A 13,755-nucleotide genomic window follows, 5' to 3' on the forward strand; every position below is an offset into this window, starting at 1 on the left:
ACTGTTTGATTCTACAACCAACTTTTTTTCGGTCGCGATCGAATTCGTTATCCGGGCCTGTCGTGAGCTGTGCATGCGTCCGGTTCGCTGAAGCAAAAGAAAGCCGGTACGGGCATCGACCGATAGCGCCCCCGGGAGATGGGCATCCGGCTGGAGTCACCGGGTAATGCCGCGCGGCGAAAGAAAAGGGGGGCACATGTCTGACGAACCCATTCCACTCTGGGACGGGGAACCCAGCGGGGCGGAAATTCGACACGACACGGTCCGCCACGACGCAGCCGGATCCGCCACGAATTTCGGTACAGGCCATGCCAGCGGCCTGACGACACGCCGTCGCGATAGTCGTCATGAGTGCGAACGCATCTTCGTCTGTTTTTCGGCGTCGGACCCGATGGGGCGGGCTGAATATGTCGAGTGTCCGGTCTTTGATTTTTCGAAGAGCGGGCTGGCCCTGGAGTTCGACCGCAGGCTGGCGATCGGGACGGCTTGCACGATCGCCTATCGGACGGTCAGTCGTCAGCCCGTTCATGTCAGCGGCAGCGTGCGGCATTGCCGCGATCTGGACGGCGGCCGCTATCGCGTCGGCATTCGCCTGGCACGCACCTTGAAATTAGATGAACTTCGTCCCGCGAAACGGCGTGATGGACAGGACATTGCACCCGGTATTCGAGCCCGCTCGTTGCGTGACACGGACGCATCGCGCTGATTTGAGGCAAACGTGGTCTCGAAAAGCCCCACCGAATGACAGCCAACAACTTCCGGGCGGTTTGACGCCTTCCCACATTCCGCGAGAATGCGCCGAATTTCGCAACGGAGGCACAATAGTTGGTCACAAAGCTGGTAGCCGCGATTCGACTCACTCGCCCGGCGCAGTGGGTCAAGAATGTCTTCGTGTTTGCGGCGCTGGTGTTCGGTGTAAGATTCGATCAGCCCGAAGCCATCGACGAAGTGCTGAAGTCTGTTGCCGCATTCGGAATCTTCTGCATGCTCTCCGGATCTGTTTATGCGTTGAACGACCTGCTCGATTATCGTGAGGACGCTCACCATCCGACCAAGCGGATGCGGCCGGTGGCCAGCGGCGCGCTGTCGCCCGCTTTTGCCGGATTTGAATCCGTCCTGCTCGCGCTCATCGGCGTCGTGGGGTCGCTCTACCTTCCGCCGGGATTTGCATTGACTGCGATCGGCTTCCTGCTGCTCAACCTGCTTTATTCACTCTGGGGAAAGCAGCAGCCGCTGTTGGATGTCATTCTCATTGCAATCGGTTTTGTCATGCGAGCGTTGGCCGGGGCTCAGGCCATTCAAGTGCCGGTTTCCGCATGGCTTGTCGTGTGCACATTCACACTCTGTTTGTTTCTGGGTTTCGGCAAGCGGCGTTGCGAACTTGCGATATTGCATGGCGATGGTAGCGCGGTCAAACACCGCGCGACGCTGGCCCATTATAATGTTGAACTGCTGACGAACCTGCTCGCGGTGACCGGCGCGATGGCAGTCATCACATTCCTGCTCTACACGCTCGATCCGAATACACCGGCGCCGCGGTCGATGGTTTTCACAACGCCGCTCGTCTTTTACGCGGTATTTCGATATGCCATGGTCATTATTCAAGGCGAAAAGACCGGACCGAGCGAAATTCTCGTGCAGGATCGGCCTTTCCTGGTGACGGCGGTGCTGTGGGTGGCAATCACGGTGAGTCTCGTGCTCTTCCATGGAAAGGGCATTGAGCGGTTTTTGCCTGAGCTGCGCTATCCGGGCATGCCGGCGAGCCCTCCGATTCAGGGTCCGTGAGCGTCTTTTTTTGCCGAATCCGTTGATCTGGACTGCAATTTCGCCAAAGACAACATCCCTTGGGCACAGTTTACGGAATCGATTCGACGGAATGAGACGACACAGCGGTCCCGCTAATTCTTCTTGACGATCAGTGTGGTGAGGTCGTCGGCCTGCGGTACGCCGTCGGCGAAATCGAGAACGGCCGCGTTCAGTGCCGCAATGATCTCGGCGGCGGGGCGTTCGTGAAGCTTGCGCACGATTTGCAGGATGCGCTCCGTGCCGAATTGCTCGCCGGAAGCGTTCTTCCATTCAAAGTAGCCGTCAGTGATCAGCAGGACAATATCGCCGGAGTCCATTTCAAAGGTCGCCGGCTCGGGCCAGTCCACTTCACGCATGATTCCGAGCGGAACGCCATTGGCGGGCAATTCTTCGATGCAGCCGGTGGCGCGGTGGTAATGAATAATCGGTCCGTGGCCTGCGCTGAGGTAGCTGAGCCGCTTTCGCTGAGGTGTAAGAATGCCGAAAAAAGCGGTGACGAAGCGGTCGTCGGGCAAGTCGTCGCACAGCAGATCATTGATTCGCCCGATGATCTGGTCCAGTTGCGTTGACATCGACGCCGTCGCGCGGAAGAGAGCGCGGCATTCAGCGATCATCAGTGCCGGTCCGATGCCGTGGCCGGTTGCGTCGGCGATGGTCATCGCGAGCGAGCCGTCTGGCAGCATGAAGTAATCGAAGCAGTCGCCGCCCGTCTGATCTGCGGGCTTGTTCCAGCCGGCGATATCGAACTCGTCAAGGTCTGGAGCCGATTTGGGGATCAATTCCCGCTGAATGTCGCGGGCAATGTTCAGGTCCGACTCGAGCCGCTGTTTCTGCGCGAAATGCTCCAGCAGAATTTGCCGTTGAACAGCGACGCCAACTTGCGCCCCGAAAGTCTCAACCAGGTCGTGATCCCAGGGGTCGAAATGCCCGTCTCGCTTGTTGAGCACCTGTAGCACGCCGACGATCGTCCGATCAAACCCGACGAGAGGAAAAGTGACCATGTTGCGCGTCTTGAAGCCTGTTTTGCGGTCGATCTCCGGGTTGAATCGGGGATCGGCATAGGCGTCCGGCACGTTGATGATTTCGCCGGTTCTGGCAACTTCGCCTGCAATGCCTTGTTCCACGCTGAATCGAATCTCGTCCACGCCGGTCGATACCCGACTGACCAGTTCTCCGCGCTCGCGGTCCAGAAGAAAGATGGTGGCCCGTTCACATTCAAGCACGCGCAGCGCGGCAGTCTCGATGCGACGAAGAAGCGGCACGAGTTCACCAATGCCGATGATGTCGCGCGTGACTTCCAGCACGGCCTGGAGGTCATGGATCTGTTTCTCGCAGAGGGCGTGCGGGCCCGCTGCCGTGTCGTGGTTGTGTGTGGCGCTCATAGACGTCTTGCCCGACCACTCGCGTCGCCGCCGGGATCACGGTGAACAACCCGCATCCCCACCCAATCCTAACCGAACAGCCGGATGATTGCGACAACCGCATCAATGAGGCTCGAAACGTCGAACGAACCTGGGACACGGCAACCGATCATGGCCGAGCTCGAATGGGTTGCGAACCGGCGACACGGATCTCGAACGCGGAGCGGCGCAGCGTCCGGTCGCAACCCGGACCTCTGCTGATCGTTCACCGTTTTGATGTCTCGCCGGCATCGCGATTCGGTGTACCGGTCCCGCGATTTTGATGTTCGGCGGTGGAGGTTATGCTAGTTCCCATGACGCGCGACGAAGTCTGCAGCCGGTTTCTCGATTCTCTTTCGTTCGATTTGTACGCCTATCAGGAAGAGGCGCTGCTCGCGTGGTTTCAGGAAGCGGGCGGGGTGATGGTCTGCGCGCCGACCGGCATGGGAAAAACACTGATTGCCGAGGCTGCCGTCTTCGAGGCATTGCATACACGCCGTCGGCTGTACTACACGACGCCGCTCATCGCACTGACCGACCAGAAATTCCGAGAATTGCAGCTCCTCGCTGAGAACTGGGGATTCAGCCGTGACGATGTCGGACTGATCACCGGCAATCGTCGCGTGAATCCGGACGCGCTGGTGCGCGTTGTGGTCGCGGAAATACTGCTGAATCATCTACTCTCCACGGATCCCGCCCTGGCGGACATGACGTATGTGGACGCCGTGGTGATGGACGAGTTCCACTCCTTCAATGACATGGAGCGCGGCATCGTATGGGAGTTGTCCCTTGTGCTCCTGCCGGCACATGTCCGCGTGCTGCTCCTGTCCGCGACAGTCGGCAATCCGACAGAATTTGCCGCATGGTTGCGAACGTCGCATGGTCGCGCGATTCGGGTCGTTGTATCGAATGAACGCCGCGTCCCGCTTGAGTTTGTATGGATCGAGGACAAGCTGCTGACGGAGCAACTCGCGGCGATGGTCTCGCCCGAAGACGAGCAGAATCGCTCGCCTGCGCTGGTGTTCTGCTTCAATCGCGACGAATGCTGGGAAACAGCCGAAAAGCTCAAGGGTCTGTCGGTAATCGGCGCCGAAACACGAAAGGCGATTGAAACACAGCTCGACGAACGAATAGAAGATTTCAAGGAGGGCGTCGGTCCGAAGCTGCGACAGATGTTGATTCGCGGCGTCGGTGTTCACCACGCGGGCGTCCTGCCCAAACACAAGGAGATCGTTGAGGACCTGTTTCAGCAGAAGCTTGTGCCGTTTGTCATATGCACCGAAACGCTGGCGGCGGGCATCAATCTGCCCGCGCGATCGGTTGTCCTGAGCACGCTGCTCAAGGGGAAGCCTGGCGAACGCAAACTCATTCCTTCGGCGTCGGCCCACCAGATATTCGGGCGAGCCGGACGGCCGCAGTTCGACTCCCGGGGCTTCGTGTTCGCATTGCCGCATGAGGATGACGTCAAAATTTTCAAATGGAAGTTGAAGTACGATCAGTTGGATCCGCGGTCGAAGGATCTCGGCATCATGAAGGCGCGGAAGGAACTGGAACGCAAACGCCCGACTCGCCGCAAGACCGAACAGTACTGGTCCCAAGGTCAACTCAAGACCCTGATCGAGGCCGGCCCGGCGAAACTATACAGCCGGTCGATGATTCCTTATTCGGTGCTCATCTTTCTGCTGACGAAGACCGGCACCCTGCATGAGACGCGGGCCTTCGTGTCGAAGCGATTCAACGAACCCGGACGAATCGCCTCCTATCAGGAGCAACTTGATTTCATGGTTGGCAATCTGGCAGCGCTGGGCTATCTCACGCGCTCGGCCGATGGCGACCACGTGACTCTGCATGAAAGCATCTATCGGCTGCTAAATTTTAGAGGCGTTGATCCCTTGTACGGGATGTACCTTGTAGAGCAACTGAATCGGGCCGATTACGCGGAAAAGCTGCTCGCGCTTGACTCCGTGCTGGAAGTGCCGCCGGTCATTCTGCGGAAGGTTCGAATTCCCGATCGCGAGGCGGGGCCGCTGGAACGCGACGTCATGGTTCCGCTGATGATTTCGATGGGCGTCGTGCTTACGAAGATGCCGTCGGCGGAGGGCGACGGCGGTGATGATGACGTTCGGTATCCGGAGGATGATCCGTGGTGGGACGGTGTATCCCGCAACCGGCCGCCCAATTTCCCGGAAATGCTCAAATTGGCGTTCGAAGCCCGTTTGACCGCGCCGGAGCCGGTCTTCGTTCAATCGAAGTTCATTGCGGGCGACGTGTTCGAGGATGAAGACTTCTACCGGTTTGTCCGCAATCGGGAATTGGTGAAGCAGGAAGGATTGATTCTGCGCCATCTGCTTCGACTTGTTACACTCTCGGAGGAGTTCTACGGAATGACCGAAGACCCGGATTATCAGCGCGTCAGCGAGTCCGCAACCAAGGTATGCCAGGCGGTCGATCCGCGGTACACAGACAAGTACCTGTCTGATCTGAAGGAGATTCGCAAGCTGGCCGCCGCCGAAATCAAGTTAAAGTGAATCATGCTGATTTCGAAGGACCGTGACGACGGTCCGTGTGCCAAACAACGCGGGTCCATAAAAAAAGCGCCGTCGTTATTCTCGACGGCGCCCTGTTTCAGCGATCAAAGGGTGCGGATGGTGTATCAGGCAACCGGGGCGACATTCGTCGCCTTCGGGCCTTTCGGACCCTGTGTAATTTCGAACTGGACCCGCGAGCCTTGGGCCAGCGTTCTGAATCCGTCCATCTTGATCTCGGTCTGATGGACGAACACGTCCTGGCCGTCATCCGTCTGGATGAAGCCGAAGCCCTTGGAGTCGTTAAACCACTTCACAGTACCTTCGGACATGACACAAACCTCAAAATCACGCGCCGCGGCGGGAGCCTGTTTGAAACGACAAAGCTTCGATTGAGGAACAAACCCCGAACGATCGACGGCGCAATGTCATCATTAAATATCGTCGTTGGATTTGTCGGTGTCAATCAAGTCGCGCACTCTGAGCGGCTAATCCGGTTCACGGAAAATCGACATGCCCGGCTTCTAACGGAGTGCAAAAAGGGGCCGCTCTGTGCCCTGGCGCCAAAACGCATCGGCTCTGGGGGGGGAAGGATTTGCGTTGTGCGCGCCGGGTACATCAGAGCGGCTTAGGGAGAGTAGGCAGGGATTCAACGGCCGACAACCGCGGAGACGGCCTTCGATCCGGCTGCGCACGGCGGACCTCTAAAGTGCTTGCCGTGCTTCAGTTTGCCGAATTCATCGAAGTGGCGGGTCCGGCCGATATCTGAACGATTTTATCGCATCGGAATCGATTCAGTCAAGAAATATCCGGCGTAGCGGACTGGAATTCGGTCCGCATCCGCAATTGCTAACAAGCGCTCGCACTTAAGCCGTCGTGATTGGATTCTCGGAGCTTCAGCCGGTGACCACGCAGGGAGTTGGATGATGAGCCGGACGCTGTTCGCCCTTCGGGAGTCCATATTGTAATTTTAGGTTGCGACGTTTTCTCGCTGTGGCAGGACGAAGCCGGCGAAAGCGTCATGTCGAGGCGTCTGTAGACCCGCGGACACAGATCCACCTCGTTCGGGCTGACGATTCGACGCACTCCACCAATAATCGAACGGAGCGAGTCATGTCCACGACACAGGCGGGCGACGGCGGGCCTATTTATCCTTGCAATTCGCCAATTCACAAGGGCATGGCCCTGCGGGACTGGTTTGCCGGCCAGGCGCTGGCGGGGTTCACGCGGGTTCGGGATGCCGAGATGTTCAACGAGCACACAACCCGATGGTATGCACGGGTGGCCTACGCGCTGGCCGACGCGATGCTGATCGAACGCGCCGAGCGGCTTGAGAAATCAGCGGTGGAAGGCGACGCGCCGCAAGCGCCATTTCGTGGCGACGTTCCGGATATCGCGATTTCGTCGCCGTGGCCCGTCGGGATCGGCGCCCATTGATCAGCTCGCATTGCGCCAGTGCAGTTCAGTTTAATGCCGCTCGCGGTCAGCGCACGCCGGTTGTTCCGGCCGGAACACGCTGCGGCGAGCTTGCGTCCTTGCGCGAGGGCTGCATCGGATGCGTGGCGAGGATGTCCTCGCAGAGCGCACGCAGCGGTTCCGCAACGCTCCACGCCTGCCAAGGGCAGCCTCCCGGCATATGCGGCGGATCGCCATCCGCCACTTCGCTGATGCTGCCGATGCCGGCTTCTTCGAGGTGGAATAGCAGGCCGTCGAGGAAAACACGTGCCTTTTTTCGTGCGGTCTCCAGGCCCTCGTAGGCGCGGATATAGGCCGTGACGAACGGTCCAAGCAGCCAGGGCCAGACGGTTCCCTGATGATAGGCTTCGTCACGCGCTTCCACGCTTCCTTGGTAATGCGCGCGATAGTTCGGATCGGATGGTGAAAGCGTTCGCAGACCCATTGGGGTCAGCAGATCGCGTTCGCACATTGCAACAACGGCTCGACGACGGGATTCTTCGAGCACCGGATAGGTCAGGCTGATGGCCATGAGTTGGTTCGGCCGTACGGATCCATCGGTTTCGCCCTGGCGTCCATTCACGTCCACCACATCGTACAGACAGCAGAGATCACGTCGCCAGAACCGCTCATTAAACGACGCATGCGCCAGATCGGCCGTCGCGCGCCAGCGCTTTGCGCGGGCGGTGTCCTGCATTCGATCCGCGAAGGAAGCGGCTATGCGGAGTGCGTTGTACCATAGCGCACAGATTTCCACGGCCTTGCCGATGCGGGGAGTGATGGAGCGGTCCCCGAAACGAGCATCCATCCATGTTAGCGCATATCCTTCCTCACCGGAGAAAAGCAGGCCGTCCTCCGTCTGATGGATGCCGTGGCGCGTGCCCTTTTCGTGCCATTCGATGATTTGCGTGACGACCGGATAAATCTCATTGGCGATAAAGCTCCAGTCACCGGAGTAGGCCAGATATCGGCCGATCGCATGAACGTACCACAGCGTGCCGTCGACCGTGTTGTAGGTCGGCGGCTCCCCGTAGGATGGAAACCGGTTGGGAATCATCCCCTGATCAACGTATCCGGCAAACGTCCTGATGATGTCGCGAGCCTGTTCGAATCGACCGGTTACAAGACATAGCCCAGGCAGCGAAATGAAAGTATCCCGACCCCAATCCTCGAACCACGGATAGCCGGCGATAACGGTGTACAAGTCATCGCGGCGCACAATGAAATCGCCGCTCGCCCGTGCGAGTGCGGAGACGAGCGGTTCGGATTCAGGCGTCGCCGCAAGAATGTCTTCGTCGCGTTCGGCGGCGGCCGCAAAGGCGGATTCGTGCGCCTGCCAGGTTCTCTCGTGATGGGTCGATGCGGCGAAGATCATACCGTTCGCGTCGCCGCGCCGCAGCGTCATGGTGATCGGACCGGGCATGAATAGATCCTGGGCAAAGTCGTAGCCTCGGTCGCGCTCGGTCGCCAGTTCGAAATTGTAGTACCAGTCGGACCGCGGGCGAAACTGGCCGTTATGCGACAGCCGCATGGAGGGCAATCCGTCGTCCCACTTGACGGTCAATCCGCCGGCATCGGCCTGGACTGTTGGTTCGCGTAAATCGGTTGCCCGCTTCAAATGATGAAAATGGCGGCTTGTGCAGAGTGGCCGAACCGTGAGTGTCACGGGCGTGTCGCCCTGAAGCAGCCGATATCGAACATAGGTGGTATCCTCGCCTTCGACTGTGCAGAGCGATTGCTCAATCAGCGAATCCCCCACGCGCCATCGCCATGTGGGAAATGGGCGAAGTGAGAACGAATCCAGCAGGCGATATCCATTGGGCGCGACGACTTCGGGGAAATCATTTGTGCCCAGTTCATACGTCAAGCCATCCACGACAGCCGTGGCTTCCAGCTTCGCGAGGAGGACATAGCGGCCCACCGGCGGTTCGACGGCCGCAACCAGCAAGCCATGATATCGTCGCGTCAGCATCTGATTGACGGCGGCGGACGCGTAACCACCGCGGCCGTTCACGACGATCCATTCGAGTTGGCGCCCGGCTTGAATATCACCACATCTCCGAGAGTCGATTCGGAAGTTCTGCGCGTTCAAAGTGATACCCTTCTTGTCATCTTGTCCGTTCGCGGCATCCATGCCACCCGCCCCGCAAGTTCCGCTCCGTGAACGCGGTCGGACAGTCTGTGTGATAGCGGGCGGAGTGCTGTCGCCCGCTATGATCAGATTGAACTCCAACTAATCCGGCGCGTCAAACCACGGCGACAGCGTTGCCGCGGTGACACATCTTGATTGTAGGCACTCGCGTTTCGGTCGGCATCCGATTTACTCGCAATGAGTTGAATTGAGCCGGCCGCACCGAGCGCCCATGTTTGCATCGACCGGCGCCGGACCGCTGCATGAACCCGATCACCAGTTCAGCCGGCGATTTTACGTTGTACTTGCACGCTCGTCGCGATTCAATCCCTGAAACATCCGTAATGGAGGAGTTTGGCCGGATCGCAAGTTGCTCACGGGAGATGACGCAGGACCGCAAGTAGAATCGCGATTGACCCGCAGATAACCCCGGTGATTGAGGAACTCCGTCCCGCGCGTGATGCGCGGCGTGCCGATCGCCGCAGTGCGATCCATCCCAGGCCGATTGCGATGACGCCGAGAATCGGCAAATGAAATGTGGGGAGAGAAGCAAAACCCACCAGGAGGGCGGCGTACGCACAGCTGTTCGAGCGGGATGGCTGGAATCCGGCGAACGCCGATGCGCTGTCCAACGTGAATGGCGTGGCGCAGGTGTCGCAGATGTTTGCATCAACACGGCTGCGGCGCCGGCAACGGGGGCATTCAATCTCGTGCTCACCGTTTTCGAGGCGAATGAGCTTCGGAGCGTGACCGCCGGCACTTGCATAGGCGTGCAGCGGCGAATGCGGTCGATTGTCGTGCGGATAGATGGGCGGATGGGTGGCCGCGCCGGTGCGTGAATCAACATCGGGAATGATGAACACCACGCCGCACGTGGGACATCTGCCTGGTTTCCCGCAGAATTGGCTCACGGATTCCATCGGCGTGCCACATCTGAGACACTGGAAGTAGAATCGAATCGCGCTGGCGTCGGGGTTCCTGGTCGACTCGCCGGGCTCAGTGACATTTCTCGCGACGCCGTTCAATGGCAGCGGAATGCGCGTCTCGCAATGGGGACATTCGACGGTCCGATCGATTGTGACGTGTTCCGTCGAAACGGCCATGCTGCATACCGGGCATTCGACGACATGTGCCATGATGCCAATTCCGTCGTTCGGGTGTCTGCATATCGTTCGAGTGGCGAACGGCCGCGGTTGATTTCTCACTATTCGCGGGGATCAAAAACGACCTTCATGATTGGCCGACGCGATCGATTCAGCAGTGCTGCAAGGCCTTCCCGGTATCGGGACAACGGATAGCGCGCCTGAGGCAGCGCCGAAAGATCGAGTCGCCCGGACTGAAGCCACTCGAAAACCAGATCATAGGTGTGAATCCTCCGGCCATCGAGTTGTTCGATCTGTCGGCCGCTTGCGCCGATCACACTGAGTTCGTCGAACCAGATGGGCGTGGAGTCGTGCATCGCGATGCCGGTTGTGCCGACGGCAACGAGCGTACCTCGGCCGCGCGTCCACATGAGCGCGTCCACCAGCCCCGCCGCGTTGCCCGAGCAGTCGTATGTCAATTCGTAGCCGCCGATCAGACTCTGATTCCCCATGCGTCCATCCATGCGGATGCCGTTCGTGTCGGCAGCAACGGCCTTGTATCGATCGATTCGTCGTGTCCGCCGCGGAAGAACGATCGCTTTGTCGGCTCCATATCGTCGCGCGAGTTCTCCCTGAAATTGATGCCTGACGATTGCTGTCACGCGGTTGTCATGACCCAGCGTGCGAATCGATGCAATCACGCCGATCGAGATAATCCCGGAGCCATGTACCAGTATGTCCTCGCCCGGTTGCGGCCGCCTTCGAAGCACGGCATGCGCTGCCGATGCGATGGGATCAACCAGAACGGCCGTTTCATCCGGAATGCCCTCGGGCGTGGCATGAAGTTGCGAGGCGTGCGCGACGAAATATTCCGCCCAGCTGCCGCCCGTGACCGAATTCAAGCCGAGCAATGCACGTGGTGGAAAGCCGTTTCCACCGGGCGACTCACAGACCGAGGGAACGCCATTCGTGCAAGCACGGCAGGGCGGACTGATCCCTCGTCCCTGGCAGCCGACCGCCGGGTCAACGCACACGCGTTGTCCAATGTGCCAACCGCTAACCGCCGATCCAATCTCGACAATCTCAGCGACGTTTTCATGTCCGAGGACCGCGGGAAATGATGCATACTGCTGGAGTATGGTGTTGGGGTGGTTGCGCAGCGCGACGAGTGCAAGATCGGTCCCGCACACGCCCCCGAGGCGCGTTCGCAGTCTCACCCACTCCTGCCCTGGCAGCGTGGGTATCGGCCGCTCGACCCTGCGCAGGCCGCCGAGTTTCGACAGCCAGGCCGACTTCCAAACCGTGCCAACGAGCTTGCACGCTATCCACCGTGCTGGCGTGATGTTGTAAACGAGTGCCTTCACTGTTTGCGTAAGTATATCGGGACGACGCCCCGATTGGCGATCGGCAAGAATTGCATGAACCCCCGGACTGGCGAACGAGTTGCAAATCTGAACGGGACGTTTCCGACGATGTTAGCTATGCGGCGTGGTCTGCCCCGCGGCCGGATCGATCCGCCTGTTCGGTAGAAATTGCGTGCGCGCCGCATCCGGGAGACCGTTGCATGTTGGCATTGTCAAGGAAAGTGATCGCCTATCAACGAGAGTTCGGTGTCGTTCGAACGGTCAAACATGCCGTACATCGACTCGCAGAGCAGTGGTACGAGCGGAGACTGGGAATTCGCTCCGCCGATTACATCCAATTGCCGGAACTGGGCATTCACAACGCGCAGTGCAAACCCTACGCGCCTGCCGAACATCGCACGCTGCGGCGGATCATGAACAGTCTGGAGATCCGTCCCGGTGAGGACGTCTTCATCGATTTCGGGTCAGGAATGGGTCGCGTTGTTGTCGTGGCCGCAACCTATCCGTTCAAGCGCGTCATGGGAATCGAAATTGCGCCGCAACTGGACATCGTTGCCCGCGAGAATGTTCGTCGTGCTCGGCCGCACCTTCGATGCCACGATATCGAACTCATCGCGGCTGACGCGAACTCATTCGCGCTGCCTCATGACGTGAGCGTCATTTTCATCTATAACTCATTCGTGGGTCAGATCCTCTCAAACGTGCTGGATAATATCCGCCGTTCGATTGACGAGGCTCCGCGCCGAGTGACGCTTGTTTATGCAAATCCACGACACTTCGAGGCCGAACTCCAAGCGCGGCCATGGCTCCGCAAGATGCGGGAATTGCGAGCTCCCTACACAGGTCAGCGCGTCTACGTCTGCGAGAACATCGGCTGATCCGCACTGGGCAACTCATTCGACCGGATTTGCCCCACGCCGATTTACTCGTCTTCCTCGCTCGAATCGGCCGTCGCATTCTCTTTCATGGCATGGTGCTTTTTCGCCTGCTCCGTCGCCTTTTTCAGCGATTCAGTCGGAAGCACCATGTATTCCGTATCGCTCCATTCGGACTCGCCCGCGTCCAGTGCGCCGGAGTCCGACGAGTGCATGACAAACATGCCGACTAGTCCGCCATTCGCCGCGAAGACCGGCATGCCGATATCGCTGAAAACACCACGGCTCGGCGCGACGAGGTCGCGCGGCTTCTTAAGAATGCCACCGACGCGGTCTTCACTGATGATTGCTGCCCGGTCGTAGTACTTGCCCTTCTTTTCGATTGAGTAAATCCAGTCTCCCAGACGCGGCGTGGCTGAGCGATCGAACTTGATGCAGTTGTATCCCTTCTTGTCGGGGTTTGTGATCTGCAGCCAGAGCAGGTCCAACTCGCTGTCTTTTGCGAGCACCTTTGCTTCAACACCTTCGGTGTCATCGCCGATCAGAATCTTGATGTCTTTCGGGACCGACTGACCGCCCCAGCCGGACGACATCTGAGAGGCCGAACAGAGCACAAGGCCCGTCGGCTCGATCATCACGGCGTAGAACTCTTCATCGCTTTCGTCGGTCTCCTCGCCATAGCTCGTCTTGCTCACATATTTCACGGTCACGATCGCATGTTCAGCAAGGTCGAGTAGTTTCTCGAACTGGTTTCGATCCGCCTGGGGCTGCTCGCCGCCGATCGTCATGCGCCCGGCGACGGCCATGCCGATCGCAATCGCGATCAGAACGAGGCACACTATCGGCTGGCTGCGAAGGTCCGCGAGGTGTCGTGGCATCCGTTTGCAAGTCATTGGCTGATCTCCCGAGAGGGAATTAAATCAAGCGGCGACGATCCATCGTGCCGTTGACCTCCGGGAAAGTATTCGCCGAATCTACAATTCAATCAAGATGCATTCGTGATAGACCCAATGCGCAGTCGAGCCGACAGTTTGCCGTGCAACCGAAAGGGTGGCCGGACCTCGCGCAATTGCGGGTTGACGTTCGAACGATCAGAGATGAGAAGCGGTTGGCCCGC

At 59.1% G+C, this 13,755-nt stretch carries 11 protein-coding genes; 5 read left to right on the forward strand and 6 right to left on the reverse strand.

All coding sequences use genetic code 11. The annotated features are described in order from the left end of the window. Positions 1 to 196: 196 nt before the first annotated feature. Positions 197 to 706: a PilZ domain-containing protein gene (locus KF841_08720; GenBank protein ID MBX3395438.1), complete on the forward strand. Its 510-nt coding sequence runs from the start codon at positions 197 to 199 to the stop codon at positions 704 to 706. Between the two features lie 119 nt (positions 707 to 825). Further along, positions 826 to 1,785, forward strand: coding sequence for a decaprenyl-phosphate phosphoribosyltransferase (locus KF841_08725; protein MBX3395439.1), 960 nt, complete (start codon positions 826 to 828; stop codon positions 1,783 to 1,785). 113 nt (positions 1,786 to 1,898) lie between these two features. Here the strand turns inward: KF841_08725 and KF841_08730 are convergent, their stop codons facing one another. Then, complete coding sequence (locus tag KF841_08730) at positions 1,899 to 3,188, reverse strand: SpoIIE family protein phosphatase (GenBank protein MBX3395440.1); 1,290 nt, start codon at positions 3,186 to 3,188, stop codon at positions 1,899 to 1,901. A 320-nt stretch (positions 3,189 to 3,508) separates the two neighbouring features. Here KF841_08730 and KF841_08735 point away from each other — a divergent pair, with 320 nt between their 5' ends. Continuing rightward, positions 3,509 to 5,734, forward strand: coding sequence for a DEAD/DEAH box helicase (locus KF841_08735; protein ID MBX3395441.1), 2,226 nt, complete (start codon positions 3,509 to 3,511; stop codon positions 5,732 to 5,734). 125 nt (positions 5,735 to 5,859) lie between these two features. Here the strand turns inward: KF841_08735 and KF841_08740 are convergent, their stop codons facing one another. Next, the gene (locus KF841_08740; GenBank protein MBX3395442.1) at positions 5,860 to 6,063 is read right to left on the reverse strand and encodes a cold shock domain-containing protein; all 204 of its coding nucleotides are present in this window, start codon (positions 6,061 to 6,063) and stop codon (positions 5,860 to 5,862) included. A gap of 781 nt (positions 6,064 to 6,844) precedes the next feature. Here KF841_08740 and KF841_08745 point away from each other — a divergent pair. Further along, entirely contained in the window at positions 6,845 to 7,168 is a 324-nt protein-coding gene (locus KF841_08745) for a hypothetical protein (protein MBX3395443.1), read from the forward strand. 46 nt (positions 7,169 to 7,214) lie between these two features. Here KF841_08745 and KF841_08750 read toward each other — a convergent pair whose 3' ends face one another. From KF841_08750 to KF841_08760, 3 genes are all read right to left on the reverse strand, one after another. Further along, a complete protein-coding gene (locus tag KF841_08750) occupies positions 7,215 to 9,320 on the reverse strand; it encodes a glycogen debranching enzyme family protein (protein MBX3395444.1) in 2,106 nt (701 codons plus the stop codon). A 371-nt stretch (positions 9,321 to 9,691) separates the two neighbouring features. Further along, the gene (locus tag KF841_08755; GenBank protein MBX3395445.1) at positions 9,692 to 10,453 is read right to left on the reverse strand and encodes a hypothetical protein; all 762 of its coding nucleotides are present in this window, start codon (positions 10,451 to 10,453) and stop codon (positions 9,692 to 9,694) included. Between the two features lie 68 nt (positions 10,454 to 10,521). Next, the gene (locus KF841_08760) at positions 10,522 to 11,616 is read right to left on the reverse strand and encodes an alcohol dehydrogenase catalytic domain-containing protein (protein MBX3395446.1); all 1,095 of its coding nucleotides are present in this window, start codon (positions 11,614 to 11,616) and stop codon (positions 10,522 to 10,524) included. 347 nt (positions 11,617 to 11,963) lie between these two features. On the opposite strand from KF841_08760, the gene KF841_08765 reads away from it, so the two are divergent. After that, positions 11,964 to 12,641: a methyltransferase domain-containing protein gene (locus tag KF841_08765; GenBank protein MBX3395447.1), complete on the forward strand. Its 678-nt coding sequence runs from the start codon at positions 11,964 to 11,966 to the stop codon at positions 12,639 to 12,641. 44 nt (positions 12,642 to 12,685) lie between these two features. Here KF841_08765 and KF841_08770 read toward each other — a convergent pair whose 3' ends face one another. After that, the gene (locus tag KF841_08770) at positions 12,686 to 13,531 is read right to left on the reverse strand and encodes a trypsin-like peptidase domain-containing protein (GenBank protein ID MBX3395448.1); all 846 of its coding nucleotides are present in this window, start codon (positions 13,529 to 13,531) and stop codon (positions 12,686 to 12,688) included. Positions 13,532 to 13,755 lie beyond the last annotated feature (224 nt).

The organism is Phycisphaerae bacterium (assembly GCA_019636475.1).
In the GTDB taxonomy this organism is placed as follows: Bacteria; Planctomycetota; Phycisphaerae; order UBA1845; family UTPLA1; genus JADJRI01.